Below are 19945 nucleotides of genomic sequence, written 5' to 3'. Positions count from 1 at the left end.
TCAGAGCGGACGGCGAGATTTGAACTCGCACGAAGACGGTGGAAACGTCTCATGCTGCCGTTACATCACACCCGCATCAAGCTGGTAACAGGAGTTGAACCTGCAACCTACTGATTACAAGTCAGTTGCTCTGCCAATTGAGCTACACCAGCACTAAGAATTTTGGATTTTGGATACTTCGACTTCGCTCAGTACAAGTTTTGGATTTTAGATTGACACCATAGCTTTAAATATGAGTTTGAGTAAAGAATTGTAGATTTGGAATGAAAGGATCTGTTCCACAAATAAAGCAAACTTGCTCTCACACCTTTTTAGATTTTCAGGTTTGAATCAACAATCCAAAATTTAAAATCTAAAATCTAAAATTTGGTGACGGGGGCAGGAGTCGAACCTGCCGATGTTCAGGTTATGAGCCTGATGAGCCACCGTTGCTCCATCCCCGCATATTGACCAATAGACTTCTTGCAGAAGTGGGAAAAGGGTAAGGGGCAAAGGGGAAAGGAGTAATAAGAAACCTTTTCCCTTTCCCCCTCTTGCAAAAGAGTTTTTGCAAGAAGTCAATACCCTTGACTGGATTTGAACCAGCAACCTCTTCGTTCTAAGCGAAGCGCCTCTTCCGTTGGGCTACAAGGGCGAAGTCTGAGTGGTAGGGATTGAACCTACGACCTGGAGTTCCCAAAACTCCCGCGCTCCCAACTGCGCCACACCCAGATATTTTGGTACTCTCGACAGGATTTGAACCTGCAAAAAACTAGATCCTCGGTCGAGTGCGTCTTCCGTTCCGCCACGAGAGCTTAGTACCCCTGACAGGATTTGAACCTGTAAAATCTGGACTCTGATTCCAGCACGTATGCCAGTTCCGTCACAAGGGCATATCGGGGTGACAGGATTTGTAGCTTGCTTCCCGAAGGGTACCTGCGACATTCTGCTCCCAAAGCAGACGCGCTACCAAGCTGCGCTACACCCCGTTGGTACTCCTGGTGGGAGTCGAACCCACAACGAAACAGATTTTAAGTCTGCCACCTCTTCCAATTGGGCTACAGGAGCAAATTTTGGTACTCTTGGTGGGAATCGAACCCACAACTTACCGTTTTTGAGACGGCAGCCTCTTCCAGTTGGGCTACAAGAGCAAGTTTGGCAGCCCCACCAGGACTCGAACCTGGAATCTTCGCCTTCAAAGGGCGCTATGTTGCCAATTACACCACAGGGCTTTATTGCCAGGGCAGGGTTTGAACCTGCAACCTCATCGTTCAGAGCGATGCGACTTCCCAATTCGTCCACCCGGCAAGGAAATAACAGACGAGTCAGAATTCTGAATTCAGAATTAGTGAATACTCTACCTATGAAAGGTTGGTTTGGTTTTCAACGAAATTCATACTGAATTCTGACTCCTGAGTTCTGAATTCTTCTTCGAGAAATGGCTGCCTCAGTAGGACTCGAACCTACAGCCGCGCGGTTAACAGCCGCTTGCTCTGCCATTGAGCTATGAGGCAACGAAGCCCCCCAGGTCGGAATCGAACCGACGACCTCCTGTTCTTCAGACAGGCGCTACTACCAACTGAGCTACCGGGGGATAAGGAGGAGAGATGGTATTACCCAGTGGACTGGTTTAATTCAACTCGAATCAGCCACTCCATCATCTCTCCTATGTAACGAGAGTGGAGGGATTTGAACCCTCACGTCTTCAGTTTCGTAGACTGAGATGTTATCCAGTTACACCACACTCTCAAGGCGGAGAGGACAGGATTTGAACCTGCGACGGATATTAACTATCCGCTTCCTCTTAGCAGGAGGACGCTTTTAACCACTCAGCCACCTCTCCACAGTGGGTCGAGCAGGATTTGAACCTGCGCGCAAAATAGAACAGTTTTACAGACTGTCGCCTTCAACCAGACTCGGCCATCGACCCATGATGATTCCCTCGACGAGAATTGAACTCGCATCTGTGCTTTGAAAGAGCACTGACTTAACCATTCGTCCACGAGGGCATAATTTACTGAATTTTAGATTTTGGATTAAATTTTTTAATCTAAAATTGTCTCACGCAGGGACTAGGATTTGAACCCAGAACATCGGATTTGGAGTCACGAGGTGTTACCGTTACACCATCCCTGCATTTGGTAGCAGTGGCGGGACTTGAACCCGCATCAACCCGGTTATGAGCCGGGGGCTTTACCGTTAAGCTACACTGCGACACCATAAGGCTGAGGTGAGATTTGAACTCACGATGTCGGTTTTGCAGACCAATGCCTTCAACCACTTGGCTACTCAGCCATTTGGGAGTCCCGACGAGATTTGCACTCGCAATCTTCAGTTTGAGATACTGACGGCTTCAACTATTCGCCTACGGGACTTCAACCAGGGTGACGGGACTTGAACCCGCAACATTTCCGCAGACAACGGAACGCTCTAGCCAATTGAGCTACACCCCGATTTTTGGGAATCTGTGCCTAAAATTTTAGGTTTTTAGGCACATATTTTGTTGGTGAACTTGCCCATTTCTTATTCAGTTTTCAAGGTTCAGAAAAATTAGTTTTTTGTGTTACAAACTGTTAGCAAAACAACGGAAACTCTAGGTTATAAACCTGTTGTATATTCCTGATATATTCCGTGGTTTTAATGAGTGCAAAGTTAGAACTTTTTTCGTTTGTTGCCTCTACTTCCGATAGTTTGCAAGTAGCAGCAGCTTTGTTATCTGGAGACTTTGGTTTATTCCAACGCCTGTCCTGGAGTTGTATGTAGAACATGACTTTGACCTTTGCGAAGCTTGTCTTTCGCTTCACTACATTTATACTACATAATACTACAAGAGAGTGTCAAGGGGTTTCAGAAAAATTTTTTGAAATTGCCTATAAGAGCTTCTGTGCTTAGATTTGAACTTAGTAAGGCACTTATTACAAGTCACACTACAAAAGAGAGGAAAGGGAAAAACTTAAAGGGATGAACAGATCGTCTATAAGGAGGGAGATTTTTACCTTTCCCCTTTCTCCTTTGCCCTTTTCCCCTTTCCCCTTTCCCCCTTTTGAGAAATTAACAACTCCATCGGTACGTTTTGCTCGGTATGATATTTAATCTGCAAGCATTTACCCAATAGAAACGAGCTATGACCCAGAACTACCGCATTACCCTACTCCCCGGCGATGGCATTGGCCCTGAAATTATGGCAGTGGCGGTAGATGTGCTGAAAGTTGTAGGGCAGAAATTTGATATTCAGTTTGAATTCCAAGAAGCCCTCATCGGTGGTGCAGCAATTGACGCCACGGGGGAACCTCTGCCTGCTGCGACTTTAGATACTTGCCGTAATAGTGATGCTGTATTACTCGCTGCCATTGGTGGCTACAAGTGGGATTCTCTACCATCGAATTTACGCCCAGAAGCGGGTTTGTTAGGGCTACGTGCAGGTTTGGGATTATTTGCCAATTTACGCCCAGCAAAAATTTTGCCCCAGCTAATTGATGCTTCGACTTTGAAGCGCGAAGTTGTGGAAGGCGTCGATATTATGGTGGTGCGCGAACTCACTGGTGGGATTTATTTCGGTAAGCCTAAGGGAATTTTTGCTACGGAAACTGGTGAAAAACGCGGTGTAAATACGATGGTTTACACTGAATCAGAAATCGATCGCATTGGACGAGTCGCGTTTGAAGCAGCCCGCAAACGCAGCGGCAAACTTTGTTCGGTGGATAAAGCTAATGTATTAGAAGTATCTCAGTTGTGGCGCGATCGCATTACCCAACTTTCTCAAGAATATCCAGACATCGAACTGTCTCATCTTTATGTAGATAATGCCGCCATGCAGTTGCTACGCGCTCCCAAGCAATTCGATACCATTGTCACTGGCAATTTGTTTGGCGATATTCTCTCTGATGCTGCTGCCATGCTCACAGGTAGTATTGGTATGTTGCCTTCCGCTAGTTTGGGCGCGTCTGGGCCTGGTGTATTTGAACCAGTTCATGGTTCCGCCCCAGATATTGCAGGACAAGATAAGGCAAATCCTTTAGCACAGGTTTTAAGTGTGGCGATGATGTTACGCTACGGTTTGAATCAGCCAGAAGCCGCAGACAGCATAGAAAAAGCCGTACTACAAGTTTTAGAACAAGGCGATCGCACAGGTGATATAATTTCAGCTGGAAAAAATCTCTTAGGTTGCCGTGCTATGGGCAATGCGCTGATTTTAGCTCTGGAAGCTCAATAATTTCATAATTCAACCTGGGCAATTTGGCAACCTTTACCATAAGTTTCGGGTAGACTAGAGAGAAATCTAGCAATCAAATAACAGTCGATAGTGTACGCATTACGACAAGGCCAAACTAATTTTACCGTCCCAAAAAACCAGCCCCCTTTGATTGATACCGCCGTAATCAGAGCCGCTGGGCAGATCTACTACACTCACTGCGAAGTACACCCAGAAATAGCTGGGCAACCTTCCGGTGTAGCAATTAATCGTGTAACTCATCGAGGTAAGGTTATTTTTACTAACCAACCAGTTCTCTTACCTCAAGAGTGTTTTGTGCCCTTGAGCCAAATTGAATCGCATATGTATTAGGCATTGGTCATTGGTCATTGGTCATTGGTCATTGGTCATTGGTCATTAGTCATTGGTCATTGGTCATTGGTCATTAGTCATTAGTCATTAGTCATTGGTCATTAGTCATTAGTTAAAGAAGAAGGACAAATGACATTAGTTGTTAACTCTTGACAAAGGACAAACGACAAAAGACAAATGACAAAGGACAAATGACAAAGGACAAATGACTATATGGACATTTTGTTCGCCGTCGTGGCGAGTGTAATTGTCTTTGCTTTGGGTGCATCTGTTGGCAGTTTTATCAATGTTGTTGTTTATCGGCTACCTGCTGGGTTGTCAATTCTTTGGCCGCCTTCTCGTTGTCCGCATTGCTTAAACCAGCTAAAAGCTTATGACAACGTACCAGTCTTCGGCTGGATCTCCTTAAGAGGGCGGTGTCGATATTGCAAAAGCAAAATTTCTCCCCGTTATCCTGTGGTAGAAGGGCTAACGGGAATAATTTTTTTAATCGTTTTTTTAGTATTTAAAGCTTCGACTTTAACAATAGGCTATTGGGCTTTTTGCAGTTGGTTGTTAGCGCTATCGCTGATTGACTTGGATACAATGACGCTACCCAATGCACTTACTCAGTCAGGTTTAGTGGTGGCTATTTTATTTCAAATGGTAGTTGGTTTTTTACCAGAGGCTAGTTCTGTGGCACTGGTAAATCATTTGATGATGGGGATAGTTGGTGCAGTATTGGGCTTATGGCTATTTGATGCGATCGCCATATTAGGTTCAATTGCCTTCGGTAAAACTGCGATGGGTGCGGGTGACGCCAAGTTAGCAGCAATGATGGGAGCCTGGTTAGGCTGGAAATATTTGCTATTGGCTAGTTTTGTTGCCTGTGCCCTAGGAGCGTTAGTAGGTAGCGGTGTAATAGTGCGATCGCGGCACAAATTCGGACAAAAGATGCCTTTCGGGCCTTTTCTCGCCTTAGGGTCTGTAATTACTGTATTTGTTGGCGAAATTATTTTGTCTAGCTATCTACGATTATTTTTTCCAGCGTCTTGAATTAGAACTGGGGACTGGGGACTGGTGACTGGGGACTGGGGAATAGGAATTAAAAGTTAATATCAAATACCTAGTACCCAATACCGAGTCGCCAGTCCCCAGCCCCTCATAATAATTCGTGACTGTAACTTCGATTACGCCATCTGCCCTTCACATTTTGATAATATTCAGCTCGTGACTGGTATTACCCTCTTTAACGACGATTAACTGTTGGTAAGCACAATTAATAAAAAAGATACTGATTGCTTATGACCCAACACAAACAATAATTAATTTGGGTGGGAGAGGGTAACCATCTTATTTGGAGGTTAGTATTTGCATGGTATCACTACATTCATATAAAAAGTCCTCTAAAAAAAAGAGCAAGAGGCTTGTATTGGCATAAGTATTTTCGTTAAGCTGGCAACCAAAGATGAAAATTAAGGTCTGAATTGCTTAAAAGCTTAATTTGACGATCTAGTCATTACTCATTGGTAAAAACAAGTGGTTAATGGCTAGGGATGACCCGATAGGGCTTCAGATGGTTTCGACCTCATACCCACTTAAAATAAGATAAAAATGGCTAACAACGAAGAATCACGCGGTTTAAAGTCTCTATTTGATTGGTTTGCAAATCGACGTAAATCAGGATCTACCAGTCTCGAACGCCAAGAACGTGAAATTGCTGATGGGCTATGGCATAAATGTTCTAATTGTGGTGTGTTGACATACACAAAAGACTTGAGGTCTAACCAGATGGTTTGTGTGGAATGCGGTCATCACAATCGTGTAGATAGCGATGAGCGTATCCGTCAGCTGATAGATCACAATACCTGGAAACCTTTAGACGAGCATTTGCGTCCAACCGATCCCCTACAATTTCGCGATCGCAAACCCTATAGCGATCGTTTACGGGAAAGCCAGGAAAAACTTGGCTTAATAGACGCAGTTAAAACAGGTTTAGGTCAAATCAACGGTTTGCCTGTTGCCCTTGGGGTTATGGACTTCCGTTTTATGGGCGGTAGTATGGGTTCGGTTGTGGGAGAAAAACTCACCCGCTTGATCGAACAAGCCACTCAACGGCGGTATCCTGTAATTATTGTCTGCACCTCCGGTGGTGCGAGAATGCAAGAAGGAATGCTTTCTCTGATGCAGATGGCGAAAATTTCCGCAGCCCTACAACGCCATCAAGACGCCCGATTGTTGTATATTCCTGTTTTGACAAATCCTACAACAGGCGGCGTTACCGCTAGTTTTGCAATGTTGGGCGATATTATTTTGGCAGAACCCAAGGCAACTATTGGTTTTGCTGGTCGGCGAGTGATTGAGCAAACCATACGAGAAAAGCTGCCTGATGATTTTCAAACCGCTGAAGATTTACTCCAGCACGGCTTTGTCGATGATATTGTACCGCGCACCCAATTAAAGAACACCTTAGCCCAGCTGATTGCTTTACACCAGCCTGTGCTAACACCACCTCATATGGTGTTATGGGAAACAATGTCTTTGACTTCCAGCGCCGCAGAATAGGCATTGGGTATGGGGCAAGCAGGAGGTGTGGGAGGTGTGGGAGGTGTGGGAGGAGAGGGAGGTGTGGGAGGTGTGGGAAGAGAGGGGGGCATAAATTCTCTTTCCCCCCACACTCCCCACACTCCCCACACTTCCCCATCTCCCCATCTTCCCACCTCCCCATCTCCCTATCCCCTTCTCGGTTCTTGGGTAAAAATCAAGGGAATTAGGGCTGTTAGTCGAAATACGGTAGAGAGGGCGAATAGCGCCAATGACCCTCCAGATTGAGTAAATTGTAAGATGAAGCTGCCTATGGTTGTGCCTAAAGCACCACTCGCTCCAGCAACGGCAGCGGCGATCGCAAAATAGATAGACTGATTTTTAATCGGTGCAATCCCTAATTGAATGTTGTTATTACATAACTCCATCGCCGCGCCTGTTCCGCCAGTCAAGATGTGTAACAGCGGCAACCACAGCCAGATATCAAGTTGATTAACACCAATCCCCAGCCACAGTAATGGTGTGGTTGCAACCAGAATTCCACCAAACAGCAGGATCGGACGATTGCCGATTTTGTCTGCTAATTTTCCCCACACAATCAACATCAGCAAATTTGCCCCCGCCTGAAGGCTGGTGTAGATAGTCACGTAGCTAACATTGAGATCCAAGGTGTCCAGCATGTAGAGGTTAAAAAAAGGAGCGCTGAGGTTAAATGCCAGCGTCCATAAGCCGAAATACAACAGAAATCTCAAAAAATTAGAGTTTTTCCAAATACTGATAGTTGCCTGTTGTGGTGGTGTATGAATTAATTGATTTCCTTGGGAAGATTCCTTGAAAGCGGCGGGAAACTCCATCTCCTTGCGAGCAGTCGAGGTTGCTCCTGCTGTTGGTTGGGGCATGGGGTATAGTGGCGGTACATCTTCCCCATGCCCAAAAACTCCATTCCCTTGTGGGTGAAGTTTTTCATTTTTTGTAGCGTCTAATTGAATTTCACTTGTTTGAGGTGACTTGCCAACATAAGTGTTTTGCGATCGGGGATTCATATCTATTTGGAAATACTGACACCCTAGTCCTATAATTCCAAAAATCATACTCAAAAACAGAATCACCCCATAGCCTTGTACAACTCCCCCATACCAATGGGATACAGCAAAACCGGCTATTGGTACGCAAATTAAATTGGTGAGACTAGCAGCACTATTACGTATTCCAAAATACCTGCCCCGTAATTGCCGGGGAATTATCATTGCCATCCAACTTAGCCACGATGGGATTCCTAATCCTGCTAAAAGATTGCTCAATAGAAGAATTAAGAGTGTTATTGTTACCAACTGGCTATTATTCAGCATTCCCCAGCTTGCAGATGCGATCGCAATTACTAAAATCATCCACAATAGGCGAGCAATTCCGTGTGTCCGCAGTGCATACTGAAAGCGGCTGGTGCTACGTTCAGACATGTAAGCACCCAACGGCTGAATCAGATTCACCAACATGGGGATAGAGGACAACATCCCAAATATCACTGGACTAGCATCTAATTCCACCAATAAATTGGCAAGCAAAATCCCGCTAGTACCGATAGCATAAACCGTTGCTAAGACAGAATCTACTGTAGAGGCTCTTAAACTTCTGCGAATGGCATCCTTGGGAATGCGAGAAGTTGAAGAAAGTGTTGTTTGTGGTGTAGTAACCTGGGCAATTTCCAGATTTACAGGAGTAGATATTTCAACTGGAACAAAATCCATAATTCTGATGTTTATGGATGAAGCTTTTTGGCATCAATCCATTTTTCGAGTAATTTAGCCTGCTTTCATCAATTTGGTTAATAATTCTTCGTTATTTTAACTTGCATATTTCAATAAAAATTCAAAAAATAAAAATATCAGTCTTTAGCTACAAATGAGATAAGTAAAGAGAGGGAGTTTGAGATCGAATTAGTAATTCTTAAGAAATAGGGCTAATAGACAGTAGAAGAAGAGATGGGCAAATAACAAATAAGTGTGAGAATGACAAATATCTCTGTATATAATCTCCACTACCCAGTCGCCAATCTCGCTTTTCTATCAATGATTAAAAGCAAGTTATTAACTTTTTGCGGAGTGGCGATCGCCATTAGTCGTAGGTGTTGATTATGCTACACCGTGGCAGGTATATAAATATCCGGGGGGAATTGTCAATAGTTTTGAGAATCAGTTTGTCAGTGCGTTGTTAGGACAACAATCATTAAAACAGGCAATGGTGCGGGTAAAAAAAGGGGGGTAAAATTTCTCAAAGTCTCCCTTTTTAAGGGGGATTTAGGGGGATCTACAAGTCTCGAATACAATATGAAAAAGTTTTCAAACATCCTCTTAATAAACTTATGAAAAACCTAATTAAATTTACCTTTTATCAATTTCCATGAACTTCTGAATTGCTTGTAAATACGAGTTGCTCCCAGGCTGATAAATTCGGAAATGTTCTGCTTCTGGAATTAATAAAATTTGTTTAGGTTCAGGAGCATTATCGTATAGCTATTGACTCATGTAGGATGGCACAACGCTATCAGCAGTTCCATGAATGAACAAGACAGGAAGACGTAAAAAACGAACTTTAAAAATAGAATCAAACTTTTGTGTTACTAGCAAATCCACAGGAAACATCCATAACCAATTTTTATGTTTAATTTCCTCTGCCATTGATGTAAATGAACTTTGCACAATTAATCCCCTGGCTTCTGGATGTTTTACTGCCAAATCTATCGCAACTGCTCCTCCAAGTGACTCTCCATAAATAACAATTTGCTTAGGAGGAATTTGTCGTGTTTTTACTAAATAATCCCAGGCGATTTGGCTATCTTGATAAATCTGAGACTCGCTGGGAAAACTCCCCTTACTACTACCAAAACCTCGATAGTCGATCGCTAACACAGAAAATCCCAACTGTCGCATTGCTTGAAGTCTGGCTACATGATTGTAATAACCTTTGTTACCAGCAGCACCGCAAAAGTATAAAAAGACTTTAGGTGATTTGAGAATTCTGACAGGTTCATCTGGAATTACAGTTAGTTTCTCTTTCGGTGATGGTGCTGGAATCCACCATGCATGTATGTATTCACTAGAGTTAGTAATAGTTAAACGCACATCTTCGTAGCGAAGAAGAAAGTCCGGCGAACTAGGTAGCGTTAAAATTTGTGTAGTGGGGCGAAAGATGAAATGGCGCTGGCGAAAAAACAAAAATAGACAAATTAAAATGTAGGCGATCGCCATTAATCCTATACTTCTTATTAGCAGTTTGCGAAAATTAAAATTTAGCATGTTTTTTTAGTTGTTTTCTAACACTGCTAAAGGAGCGACCGCCGTTTTAATTAGCCTACTATTAATACAATCCCCATTCTAATTTTAAAGTTTCCAACTTAGGATTCTTCACACTCATTCTTTTACATTCTTCCAAAAATTCCTTCACTTGTTCTTCATTGAGACTTAACCCGCCATCTTGCAGATTATTGATATAAGTAATCACGTCTGAAGTTGTCAAAGCTGAACTTATTTCTTCCAAAAGAATAGCATTTTTCACTTCCCGACAAACTAATTGAATATCAGATGAAGTAAATCTCAGACTTTTCTCAGCCAGAATTTCAAAATTAACTAGCTGATTTATATCGATTTGTGACAAGTAGTGTTTAAACAAATCTATTCTTTCTACTCGATCCGGTGGAAAAATAGGAATTTTCCAATCCAAACGCCCAGAACGTTTCAAAGCACTATCAATACCGCTTAAATAATTAGTTGCAGCAATGACAATTACATCGCTATTTTGCAGGTTATTTAGTTCTATTAGTAGTTGATTGATAGTTGCCTTTTGGTCTGTGTGTGCGTTATCTTCGTTACGGTTAAAACCAATACTGTCTAACTCATCAATAAATAAAAGTGAAGGAGATTTTTTCTTAGCTTGAGTAAAGATGTCGCGAATATTTTTTTGACTTTGGCCAATCCAAACACTGACAATATCAGCAGGAGAAAACTTAAAGAAATATCTACCAGATTCATTAGCAAAGGCGTTTGCTAGTAGAGTTTTACCGCATCCTGGTAACCCATAAAAAAGAATTCCACCAATTGAACCTTTGTATCCTTTAGATTGCAGCTTTAGGAGTTTAGTTAATTTTTCTTTTTCTTCATTGAGTCCTTTGACTTGACTAAAATCAAGCTTAAATTCTTTGATGCGATTTGTCATTGGATATGCTGGTACTAAGCTAAGTTTTTTAGCTGCATATTCAAAAGACGGATACTCGATAGAGTCAAATGAAACTGGCACTAATTGGTGATTTTCATAATCAGGAGCCATGATTATAACCTGGAAGCGATCGCCATAATATCCTGAAAATTTATACTCTAATATTTCCTTAGCTTTTTTCAACTGGTAATAGTTGCGTGAGATTTCAAAACCTGGAATTACCAACCAAACACTTTCCAGTTGATTCGGCCAAACTTTTGATTTTCTCAAAACTCTTTTAATTGTATCTAAGAAAAGATTATTATCCTGAAATTCATGGTATTTGAGAGTTTCTATTTCAATCACTACCTGATTTTTGACATATACTTCTATGATTTCACTTTGGTATTCTTCCTCATCATCTGATGTATCTTCATCGCTAGTTTCTTCATCCCTAGAAGTCAACTCTACTTCACAGCCAATATGAGATAATTCATATCCTAGATTTTCCAAGGTTTTAATAGCAAAGTACTTTAGATCGATATATTCTTTACTTTCCTGTTGCCACTTCAAATTATAAAAATGTTCGGTTTTCATCTTCAGCAATAACTGTGATTCAGCTTGGATTTGAGCTTTTTGTAATTCTAGAAAGTAATCTCCTAAAGAAACATCATCTTCCTCTATTTGATAATATGGGAGTTCCATGAGTAGACGGAAATGGGCATATACTTCTTCTTTATATTCAATCGATGCTTCATTTGGGTATTTACACCTGAGAGTAAAAGTAAAAGGAATTTTCCGGGCAACTCTATCTACCAAATATCCCAAAGCGTCTTCTTGCTGATGAGCTTGAATTTCTAAAAGTGACGGACAATGAAATACAATAAAAAATTGTTCGGAATTATATTTATTTGCATAGAGCGATATCTGTTCAAACTGCTGGTCAAATTTTTCCGAATCAAGTAATTCTAACCCAGTGTTACCCAAGATGATGCTAGTCATGGTGGAGCGATAAAACTGAAAAATATTAGCATCAGCGATAGAGCTTTCTTGTTCGTTTTCACACTCATCATCTGAGGCGAGACCGATAGGAATTTTCCTATTAGCAGCTTTTGGGATACTATTAGACCCTCCATATTGATACTTTCTAATCAGTTCGTAATTAAAGATTTTGACAACAATATCGCAGAAAAAATCTTCTATTTGTGGAATCAAAAAAATCCCCACAGGTTGGTGAGAATCTAAACATGCTTGAAATCGTTCGTATTCTTGTTCAGAACCAAAATCAAATAAATAGTAGAAAAAATCATGCCTGACTGAAATATTCTTTCTGAGTTTCGCTGAAATTGCTTGAGAATTATTTACTTGATTAATCGGTTCTATACCTTTAATAGAAATAGCTATCTTTGTATCTAACGGAATGTGCAAATCTAATATAGGATCTGCACAAAGCCCCAGTTCATCAAGAGTAGTATTAAAATCATTTACGAATGATTGGCTTCTACGCTGGTAGCCAAACTGTTCTATGATAGTTTTAACTCGTAGGTTTTTTTTGGTTTTACCAGTTCTTTGAAGTTCGTTTTTAATTGAACGTAAGTAGGCTGTATAGGTCATTTTGTATCCGATTGCTTAAGTAGGTTTAATTAGCATCCACAAGGAAACTAAATATATAGTTCCCTAAGTCACATATGGAGCTAACTCCTGCAAGGGATGTCTGCCGACAAGCCTACGTTTAGGCTTTCCAAAGATCGAGACTCATTCAATCAGGCTGAATATTTTATATATCTGGCTGATACTTTATGCCTTAATTACCCTTATTCCCTTTCTCTGGGCACTTTCAGCATCATTTAAGCTGCTAACAGAAATTATCGGTGGCGAACCCAACTTTTTCCCCAAACATTTTACCCTCGACAACTACAGACAAATCTTTTTGCAAGAACCGCTATTTTTGCGCTGGCTGTTTAACAGTGTGGTAATTGCCATTAGCGTCACCGTTTTAAACTTGTTGTTAAATTCAATGGCGGGTTATACCCTAGCCAGACTGCGCTTTGTAGCAAGCGTTTTTGATTCTTCTTAATCTTGAGAGTGCTAGCAGTACCAGCGCAAATTACCTTAATTCCTACCTTTTTGATTTTAAAAGCGATCGCCTGGTTGAATTCTTATACCATTTCACTAAATAAATGATACAAATAATTTCTCCTCTGCTCCCCTGCCCCCCTGCCCCTCTGCCTCCCCTGCCCCCTCTGCCTCCCCTACCCTATCCCCACGCCCCATTCCCCAAACCGTATTTTCGGCAACAAATTGCACTCCTAACGTGATATTGGTATTACAGCGACTCAATCTCTATCATCAGTTAACAAGCATTATGGGTTTTGCAAACCTATCGATCGCAGAGATAGCAGCCGACTACAGCATGACTGTAGAAAAATTGTTTTCTCTCGACAACCAACTCTTAATTGCCGACAAACATCAAAAGAGCCGTTTGGCGTTAGAGGATGCAAAGGCAATTATTTTCCGAATATCATCTGATACGCGCCCGCAGGGTTGCCGACTCGGTGGGCGATACCAAAGTCATCCCAAGGGCTATCTCAGGCTTTGGATATGGAGATTGAGCATCGTTTTATTAGCTGTGTTGAGCGTCAAAATCTTTAAGGGGAAACATGTTTAGAAGACTAATTGGCGTTGTTGTGGCTACTTTTTTACTCGCGTTTGGGTTGACTGTCGGTAGCGCGACAGCAGTGGAACTGGACAAAGCTACCCGGACAGTGGCATTAAACGAGCAAGGTGACACCATTGTACTTAGCCTCAAACAAGTCAAAGAAGGCAAAGCCTTATTTGCTTACGCTTGCGCCCAATGTCATGTTGGCGGCGTTACCAAGACTAACCAAAACGTGGGACTAGAACCAGAAGCTCTAGCATTGGCAACACCAAACCGTAATAATATTGAAGGCTTGGTGGATTACATGAAAAATCCCACTACTTACGACGGGGAAGAGGAAATTTCCGAATTACATCCCAGCACTAAGAGCGCAGATATTTTCACAGAAATGCGAAATCTGACGGATGATGATTTAGTAGCGATCGCTGGTCATATTCTCCTGCAACCCAAAGTTGTTGGCACTAAGTGGGGCGGCGGAAAAATCTATTACTAAATCCCTGAATTAGTCCATTAGTACTGAGCTTTCGGGATTGGGTATTGAGTATCGGCAACAGGCTCCAAGGGCACAGGGGCACAGGGGAAAGGCTTGCAACAACTTCTCTTCTGCTTCCCTGCCCCCTAGCCCCCAATTCTCAATCCCCAATCCCCTGCTTTCATACAGAGACTTTTTAGGGTGTGACAGTCTAGATCTATTACTGATTGCACAGCTTTTCGTTATAGTTTTCTGCCCATTCTTAAAAAAAAATTGTATCTACGACATATTGTCATATTTGGGGTTGATTTTTATTTAAAATGAGAAAGGAAAAGAAATGTTTGTTTAGGAGAGAGTCATGAAATTTATTTCGGCAAGCTGGCGACGCCTGAGCCTGACTGTGTTAACAATCCTTTTAGTTGTTAGCAGCTTCGCTGTTTTTACCCCCAGTGCTGCGGCTGAAACATACAAGGTGAAACTTGGTACCGATAAAGGAGCGCTGGCATTTGAACCGAAAAAGTTGACAATTAAACCAGGTGACACAATTGAATGGGTGAACAACAAAGTTCCTCCCCATAATGTTGTGTTCGATGCTGCAAAAAACCCAGCTAAGAGCGCCGATTTAGCAAAATCTCTGTCTCATAAGCAACAGTTGATGAATCCTGGTAAAGTAGTAACAACCACCTTCCCCGCAGACGCACCCGCTGGTGACTACACCTTCTACTGCGAACCTCACCGTGGTGCTGGCATGATTGGTACAATCACTGTCGAAGGCTAGAAATTTTGTCGTTGAAACTAGATGATTTTTTCAGCTTCTTTCAGTGAAATCAACTTATAATCAACACGCCACACTCCCAGAGTGACCCACAGAATGGATAATGGCGGTAACGAGTCATTTCCCCACCGAAGACGCTAAGCACCGCGTGGCGACGGAGGGGTGGACTCATTACCGCCAATTTCGATCGAATTGGACTTAATCTAGGGATCGATCGCGTTTATACTCTTCGTGGAGGCTTGTTGCGAGGAAATTCTCTTGAGAATATTTTTCTTAATTTTGCTGTTAGCGATCGCCTTATTCAACCTAACATTCATCAATCCTGCACTAGCAGCCGAAACATCCGACGGTGCTAAAATTTTCGAGGCTAACTGCGCTTCTTGCCATATCGGTGGCGGTAACATCCTGATCGCAGAGAAAACCTTGAAAAAGGAAGCATTGTCAAAGTACCTAAAAAATTATGATAACGACTCAATCCAGGCGATTATCCACCAAGTACAGAATGGCAAAAATGCCATGCCTGCCTTTAAAGACAAGTTAACTCCTGAGGAAATTTTACAGGTAGCAGCTTACGTTTTTGAGAATGCACAACAAGGCTGGTAAATATTCCTCTCGTAACAAACAAGTCAAATCTTCGCGGACTCGCTCTAAGCGTACCCCTGGAATAGGAGCAAGCTACGCGTAGCGTCTGGTAGAGAAGCTACGCCGTACCCCTACTCTTAAGCAAGCTACGCGTTAGCGTCTTTGAAGAGAAGGCTTTATCTAGTTTGCATATCTAAATCTAATACAACTTTTGTGGGGTGGCGCGAAAAGCCCGCCCTAATTATGCAAGTTACAGCTATTTTCAAGTAAATAGACCACACGGTAGGGAACATTGCTCATCGGTGTCAACTTAAGCTCAAATTGCCCCACAATCGTTTTACCCCACCCCCAACCCCTCCCCTTGCTAAGGGGAGGGGAGGTTTTGCGCCAGCAAAGCCGGGGTGGGGTAACGCGGATCTTGATGGTAAGTGAGTAGAACTCGCTCATCACGTTTTCACCAGGGTTTCACGTTAAGTTGACACGTATGAGCAATGTTCCCTACGAAAGATGTGGTTCAAATACATGAAAACTGCTGTAAATCTGAACAGCTTATTAGTTTCATAAAAGCGTTTGGGAATTATGTGATTAAGTATATGGTTCTTAATCGCACAAAAAAACTCATGGGCTTTATAGTATCTCTTCTAATTAACCTGATTGCAATTCTCGTTTATCTCAATACAGGTAAAATATCTGGCGAAAAGTCACGTTTAGCAATACGCACAATTACGATATTGATTGGCACTATTGCAGTACTAAATTCTATTTCTAGGTTTTTGGTAATTGTTCCACCAGGCAATGTTGGTGTCGTCAACTTGTTTGGTGAGGTTTCCGAAACTACTCTTAATCCTGGCGTTCACTTGCTTAACCCCTTTAGCAAAGTGCTGAATTTTTCCACTCGCCTTAAGGATGTAAAGGAAAACGTAGATGCAACATCCCAAGAAGGCTTGAGTCTGAATCTTGATGTCAGCCTTCAATACAAGCTCGATCCTCAAAAGGCAGCTACAGTATATAAAACAATTGGAACTGACGAAAAACAACTGGTGATTTCCAGATTTCGCTCTACCGTCCGCGCCATCACGGCAAACTACCCAGCTAGTGCTATTTACTCTACCAAACGTCAAGAAATCACCCAAAAAATTGACCAACAACTCACCCAGGAGATACCCGCTTTAGGTTTCGTAGTTGAGGAAGCTCTTTTAAGGAACGTCAAAATGCCCGATACTTTACAAGCAGCAATTCAAAACAAACTCAGTGCAGAGCAAGAAAACCAACAGATGAAATTTGTTTTAGAAAAAGAGCGCCAAGAAGCAGAACGGAAGCGTATTGAAGCGCAAGGCATAGCTGATTCCCAAAAAATTATTTCTGGTGGGCTTACCAACCAAGTGCTGCAATTACGAGCGATTGAAGCTACAGAAAAGCTAGCTCAATCTAATAATTCTAAAATTGTAATTATCGGTTCTCAAAAAGGCGGAGCACCGATTCTAATCCAACCAGAAACTGGAACCTCAAACCCGTAGAATTTCTTTTGTATTGAACTGTTATTTTTTTATTTTCACTTAACGTAAACCTTGCTGTTGCAATAATTCATTTGCCCAAACTGCATCAGCTTCTCCAAGGGATGGAATTGGTTCAAGAGTATAGTTTATAGCTAAATCAAATCCAGCGCGTTCGTACACACCATGAATCAATGCTTGTAAATCTACTAATGGTTCTGTATCATCTCGACGTAGAGGTAATAAAAAAGTTGGAATCTGCTCTTGTAGTCCGAAGGGATACAATTCTGCTTTGGGGCGAGATTCGCTACGACTTACCAAAATACGATAATCTGACTGAATTTGGTTGCCCAAAATTAGCATTGGTTCGCCACCACGTAACAAATCTATTTCAATGAGATGAGTTAAGCTACCTAATACTTGCTGGCGCTTGCTTTCGTATGCCTTTCTTCCCTCTCCAGGACGCTTATTTTTTGGAGACAAAACCTCAATTGCAACCACAACTTCCCCTGTTCCAACTTCCCGTACCTCTAGGTATCCTTCTCGCACTTCCTCTGGCATGGGAACGTTAACATTTATTGGTTTTGCAAGTGGTGAAGCTACTGCAATATTATATTTTTCTTTATCTTGGTTTGTTAGAGAACGTCCCACCGTCACATCAGGAATACCAACGAGAATAGAATTTTCATCTATCATTTGATATACTCGTTTTTCGACTGCCACTCGATATTTCGGTCGTAGTTGAGGAACTAATAACTCAGCGATCGCAGTAATTATCCAATGGTGGAATTCAGGCCAGAGTTCTGGATTCTCTAGGTAGGGGTTCATCCCTGGAAACGGTGAAGACATAAGCTTGACAAAACAAGATTCTTAATCTAAATCCTAGCAATCTGCTTTATACAATTCTGACTATAAAAACCAAATTTTCACTTACACTATGGAAAATACACAAGAATGGTATATTGTCAAGCGTTCTGCTGGTAATTGTGAAGTAGTCTCCAACGACCAAATAGAGAAGGACAATCCAGAGATTATAGAACAGTGGGGGCCTTATAGTTCCCAAGAAGAAGCGATCGCCCGCCGTGTCGGACTCATTAGAAGTGGGAAGTGTCAACCAGTTTGATTGGGGCATTGGGCATTGGGCATTGGGCATTGGGCATTGGGTAAGCAGGAGGTGTGGGAGGTGTGGGAGGTGTGGGAGGTGTGGGAGGATGGTCAAAAAATCTTTCCCCCCTCTCTCCCCACACTCCCCACACTTCCTTGTCTCTCCTGCCCCCCTCTCTCCCCACACTCCCCACACTTCCCCATCTCCCCACACTCCCCACACTTCCTTGTCTCCCCTGCCCCTCTGCTCCCTGCTCCCCTGCCCTATGACCCATGCCCCATGCCCCATGCCCCATGCCCCATGCCCAAAGGAGTTATTTTTCCGCTGTCGCTGTGCCTTTAGCAGCAAGTTGTTTACGCATAATTTCCACTGCTTTAGCGAATTGGGGGTCTTTTAGGGTAGCGAGTTTGTCACGTTCGTTGAGCCACAAGTCCTGTCGCTGAGCGTCAGTTAAATCTACCTTCACATCTGGATCGATGCCATGCTTATTAATATCGCGATCGCTCGGTGTGTGGTATTTTGCAATGGTCACCGCCAATCCCGAACCATCTTCTAGGGGACGTACCGATTGTACTAATCCCTTACCAAAGGTTTGAGTACCCACCAAAACTGCACGCTTATTGTCCTGCAAAGCTCCTGAGAGGATTTCACTGGCACTAGCGGAACCTTTATCTACTAATACCACCAAGGGTTTATTTGTCAGCGCCCGTCCGTTTGCCACCTCTCGTTCTCGCTCGCCTCCACGGTCAATGGTGGAAACGATTGTGCCTTTATCTAACCACATCCGGGCAATTTCTATACTAGAGAATAATAAACCGCCTGGATTTCCACGTAAATCGAGGATATATCCAGATACCTTTTTACTTTCTAAATCTCTGATAGCGGCTTGCATTTCTTTACCAGCATTGGCGCTGAATTGGTTCAGACGAATATAGCCAAGGTTACCTGCTGGAGTTTGTTTTTGAGAATATTTAACTGGATGAATTTCGATCCGCGCCCGTTTGATGTTAAATTCCTTTGTCTGACCGTTTCGCTGAATGGTTAGGGTGACTTGGGTTCCTGGCTCACCTCGAATCAAAGATACTGCCTGATTTGTATCCATCCCCTTAGTGCTTTTGTTATCGATTTTGAGGATGAGATCCTTGGCTAGAACGCCAGCTTTAAAGGCAGGGGTATCTTCGATTGGGGCAATCACAACCAGCTGCTTGGTTTTTTCATCTTGACTGATTGTGATACCAATTCCTGTTAACTCTCCAGAGGTATCCACTTGCATATTCTTGAATTCCTCTGGGTCCATAAATCGGGTGTATGGGTCATCTAGCTTCTTGAGCATTTCCCGAATGGACTTATAAGCTTCCTGTTGATTACTGTAGGACTTGTTCTTCACATACTCGTTACGAACAGCCTGCCAATCTACCTGGTTAAAGGTACCGTCTACGTATTGGCGCTGGACAATTTGCCAAACTTCATCTACTAGTTCTTTGGGACTTGCTTTAAATAAAGCCTGACCTCGTGAATGAATGCCAAGGCTAGTAACTGCGATCGTGGAGAGTGTTACTACCGTAGCACCCAAAACAAGCCTATTTTTTGTAATCACCATAATGA

16 protein-coding genes, 23 tRNA genes and 2 pseudogenes are annotated in these 19945 nt (G+C 42.5%); 12 read left to right on the top strand and 29 right to left on the bottom strand.

From position 1 onward, the window contains the following. Positions 1 to 4: 4 nt before the first annotated feature. From NSTC745_RS10485 to NSTC745_RS10375, 23 genes are all read right to left on the bottom strand, one after another. A tRNA-Gly gene (locus NSTC745_RS10485) sits at positions 5 to 75 on the bottom strand. A 4-nt stretch (positions 76 to 79) separates the two neighbouring features. Further along, positions 80 to 152: transfer RNA gene (locus NSTC745_RS10480), tRNA-Thr, on the bottom strand. A 215-nt stretch (positions 153 to 367) separates the two neighbouring features. Then, positions 368 to 444, bottom strand: a tRNA-Met gene (locus tag NSTC745_RS10475). Between the two features lie 117 nt (positions 445 to 561). Then, positions 562 to 634 (bottom strand) — tRNA-Leu (locus tag NSTC745_RS10470). Between the two features lie 4 nt (positions 635 to 638). Next, a tRNA-Pro gene (locus NSTC745_RS10465) sits at positions 639 to 711 on the bottom strand. A gap of 6 nt (positions 712 to 717) precedes the next feature. Further along, a tRNA-Leu gene (locus tag NSTC745_RS10460) sits at positions 718 to 794 on the bottom strand. Positions 795 to 798: 4 nt separating this feature from the next. Further along, positions 799 to 872: transfer RNA gene (locus tag NSTC745_RS10455), tRNA-Leu, on the bottom strand. Positions 873 to 875: 3 nt separating this feature from the next. After that, positions 876 to 968 (bottom strand) — tRNA-Pro (locus tag NSTC745_RS10450). A gap of 1 nt (position 969) precedes the next feature. Further along, positions 970 to 1047, bottom strand: a tRNA-Leu gene (locus NSTC745_RS10445). A gap of 6 nt (positions 1048 to 1053) precedes the next feature. Beyond that, positions 1054 to 1130 (bottom strand) — tRNA-Leu (locus NSTC745_RS10440). A gap of 5 nt (positions 1131 to 1135) precedes the next feature. After that, positions 1136 to 1211 (bottom strand) — tRNA-Gln (locus NSTC745_RS10435). Between the two features lie 3 nt (positions 1212 to 1214). Continuing rightward, positions 1215 to 1287 (bottom strand) — tRNA-Gln (locus tag NSTC745_RS10430). 131 nt (positions 1288 to 1418) lie between these two features. Beyond that, positions 1419 to 1493, bottom strand: a tRNA-Asn gene (locus NSTC745_RS10425). A gap of 6 nt (positions 1494 to 1499) precedes the next feature. Next, positions 1500 to 1573: transfer RNA gene (locus tag NSTC745_RS10420), tRNA-Phe, on the bottom strand. Positions 1574 to 1653: 80 nt separating this feature from the next. Then, positions 1654 to 1728: transfer RNA gene (locus tag NSTC745_RS10415), tRNA-Arg, on the bottom strand. 4 nt (positions 1729 to 1732) lie between these two features. Continuing rightward, positions 1733 to 1822 (bottom strand) — tRNA-Ser (locus tag NSTC745_RS10410). A gap of 4 nt (positions 1823 to 1826) precedes the next feature. Then, positions 1827 to 1909 (bottom strand) — tRNA-Tyr (locus tag NSTC745_RS10405). Between the two features lie 7 nt (positions 1910 to 1916). Continuing rightward, positions 1917 to 1987: transfer RNA gene (locus NSTC745_RS10400), tRNA-Glu, on the bottom strand. 56 nt (positions 1988 to 2043) lie between these two features. Continuing rightward, positions 2044 to 2115, bottom strand: a tRNA-Trp gene (locus NSTC745_RS10395). A 3-nt stretch (positions 2116 to 2118) separates the two neighbouring features. Continuing rightward, positions 2119 to 2193, bottom strand: a tRNA-Ile gene (locus NSTC745_RS10390). 8 nt (positions 2194 to 2201) lie between these two features. Then, a tRNA-Cys gene (locus tag NSTC745_RS10385) sits at positions 2202 to 2274 on the bottom strand. A 3-nt stretch (positions 2275 to 2277) separates the two neighbouring features. Next, a tRNA-Glu gene (locus tag NSTC745_RS10380) sits at positions 2278 to 2354 on the bottom strand. A gap of 4 nt (positions 2355 to 2358) precedes the next feature. Further along, positions 2359 to 2432: transfer RNA gene (locus NSTC745_RS10375), tRNA-Asp, on the bottom strand. A gap of 671 nt (positions 2433 to 3103) precedes the next feature. Here NSTC745_RS10375 and leuB point away from each other — a divergent pair. The 4 genes from leuB to accD all read left to right on the top strand — a co-directional run bounded on the left by leuB (position 3104) and on the right by accD (position 7087). Then, entirely contained in the window at positions 3104 to 4192 is a 1089-nt protein-coding gene (gene leuB / locus NSTC745_RS10370; RefSeq protein WP_445637081.1) for a 3-isopropylmalate dehydrogenase, read from the top strand. Positions 4193 to 4282: 90 nt separating this feature from the next. After that, complete coding sequence (locus tag NSTC745_RS10365) at positions 4283 to 4543, top strand: hypothetical protein (protein ID WP_073640880.1); 261 nt, start codon at positions 4283 to 4285, stop codon at positions 4541 to 4543. 213 nt (positions 4544 to 4756) lie between these two features. Further along, entirely contained in the window at positions 4757 to 5578 is an 822-nt protein-coding gene (locus NSTC745_RS10360; protein WP_445637080.1) for a prepilin peptidase, read from the top strand. A gap of 558 nt (positions 5579 to 6136) precedes the next feature. Next, complete coding sequence (accD, locus tag NSTC745_RS10355) at positions 6137 to 7087, top strand: acetyl-CoA carboxylase, carboxyltransferase subunit beta (RefSeq protein WP_445637079.1); 951 nt, start codon at positions 6137 to 6139, stop codon at positions 7085 to 7087. A 167-nt stretch (positions 7088 to 7254) separates the two neighbouring features. Here accD and NSTC745_RS10350 read toward each other — a convergent pair whose 3' ends face one another. Continuing rightward, a complete protein-coding gene (locus NSTC745_RS10350; protein WP_445637078.1) occupies positions 7255 to 8811 on the bottom strand; it encodes an MFS transporter in 1557 nt (518 codons plus the stop codon). A gap of 358 nt (positions 8812 to 9169) precedes the next feature. Here NSTC745_RS10350 and NSTC745_RS10345 point away from each other — a divergent pair. Further along, a pseudogene (locus tag NSTC745_RS10345) lies at positions 9170 to 9328 on the top strand (ABC transporter substrate-binding protein); the annotation flags it as partial. Positions 9329 to 9576: 248 nt separating this feature from the next. On the opposite strand, the gene NSTC745_RS10340 reads toward NSTC745_RS10345, so the two are convergent. Both NSTC745_RS10340 and NSTC745_RS10335 read right to left on the bottom strand, forming a co-directional pair. Next, positions 9577 to 10359 (bottom strand): alpha/beta hydrolase, encoded by a 783-nt coding sequence (locus tag NSTC745_RS10340; protein ID WP_445637077.1) that lies wholly within the window; start codon positions 10357 to 10359, stop codon positions 9577 to 9579. A gap of 61 nt (positions 10360 to 10420) precedes the next feature. Continuing rightward, positions 10421 to 12868: an AAA family ATPase gene (locus NSTC745_RS10335; protein WP_445637076.1), complete on the bottom strand. Its 2448-nt coding sequence runs from the start codon at positions 12866 to 12868 to the stop codon at positions 10421 to 10423. A 133-nt stretch (positions 12869 to 13001) separates the two neighbouring features. Here NSTC745_RS10335 and NSTC745_RS10330 point away from each other — a divergent pair. From NSTC745_RS10330 to NSTC745_RS10305, 6 genes and pseudogenes are all read left to right on the top strand, one after another. After that, positions 13002 to 13417: pseudogene (locus NSTC745_RS10330) on the top strand (carbohydrate ABC transporter permease); the annotation flags it as partial. Between the two features lie 151 nt (positions 13418 to 13568). After that, positions 13569 to 13922: a hypothetical protein gene (locus NSTC745_RS10325; RefSeq protein WP_445637075.1), complete on the top strand. Its 354-nt coding sequence runs from the start codon at positions 13569 to 13571 to the stop codon at positions 13920 to 13922. Next, positions 13915 to 14406 carry a photosystem II cytochrome c-550 gene (gene psbV, locus NSTC745_RS10320; RefSeq protein ID WP_445637074.1) on the top strand — a complete coding sequence of 164 codons (492 nt, stop codon included), beginning with the start codon at positions 13915 to 13917 and terminating at the stop codon, positions 14404 to 14406. The genes NSTC745_RS10325 and psbV overlap by 8 nt, the downstream gene beginning before the upstream one ends. Before the next feature lie 337 nt (positions 14407 to 14743). Continuing rightward, entirely contained in the window at positions 14744 to 15163 is a 420-nt protein-coding gene (gene petE, locus NSTC745_RS10315) for a plastocyanin (protein WP_445637073.1), read from the top strand. A 255-nt stretch (positions 15164 to 15418) separates the two neighbouring features. Then, positions 15419 to 15763, top strand: coding sequence for a cytochrome c6 PetJ (gene petJ, locus NSTC745_RS10310; RefSeq protein WP_445637072.1), 345 nt, complete (start codon positions 15419 to 15421; stop codon positions 15761 to 15763). Positions 15764 to 16362: 599 nt separating this feature from the next. Then, positions 16363 to 17259: a prohibitin family protein gene (locus tag NSTC745_RS10305; protein ID WP_445638570.1), complete on the top strand. Its 897-nt coding sequence runs from the start codon at positions 16363 to 16365 to the stop codon at positions 17257 to 17259. Between the two features lie 39 nt (positions 17260 to 17298). On the opposite strand, the gene NSTC745_RS10300 is transcribed toward NSTC745_RS10305, so the two are convergent. Next, positions 17299 to 18084: a DUF4058 family protein gene (locus NSTC745_RS10300; protein ID WP_445637071.1), complete on the bottom strand. Its 786-nt coding sequence runs from the start codon at positions 18082 to 18084 to the stop codon at positions 17299 to 17301. An 88-nt stretch (positions 18085 to 18172) separates the two neighbouring features. Between NSTC745_RS10300 and NSTC745_RS10295 the strand changes: the two genes are divergently transcribed. After that, on the top strand, positions 18173 to 18358 hold the full coding sequence (locus NSTC745_RS10295) for a DDE transposase family protein (RefSeq protein WP_445637070.1): 186 nt from the start codon (positions 18173 to 18175) through the stop codon (positions 18356 to 18358). On the opposite strand, the gene NSTC745_RS10290 is transcribed toward NSTC745_RS10295, so the two are convergent. Both NSTC745_RS10290 and ctpC read right to left on the bottom strand, forming a co-directional pair. After that, complete coding sequence (locus NSTC745_RS10290) at positions 18330 to 18614, bottom strand: hypothetical protein (RefSeq protein WP_445637069.1); 285 nt, start codon at positions 18612 to 18614, stop codon at positions 18330 to 18332. The two genes, NSTC745_RS10295 and NSTC745_RS10290, sit on opposite strands and share 29 nt — an antisense overlap. Positions 18615 to 18653: 39 nt before the next feature. After that, positions 18654 to 19940, bottom strand: coding sequence for a carboxyl-terminal processing protease CtpC (gene ctpC, locus NSTC745_RS10285; protein WP_445637068.1), 1287 nt, complete (start codon positions 19938 to 19940; stop codon positions 18654 to 18656). Positions 19941 to 19945: the final 5 nt, after the last annotated feature.

This window comes from Nostoc sp. DSM 114161 (assembly GCF_052692665.1).
The sequence above is the reverse complement of the archived record's forward strand: the minus strand, read 5'-3'. Positions and strand labels throughout refer to the sequence as shown.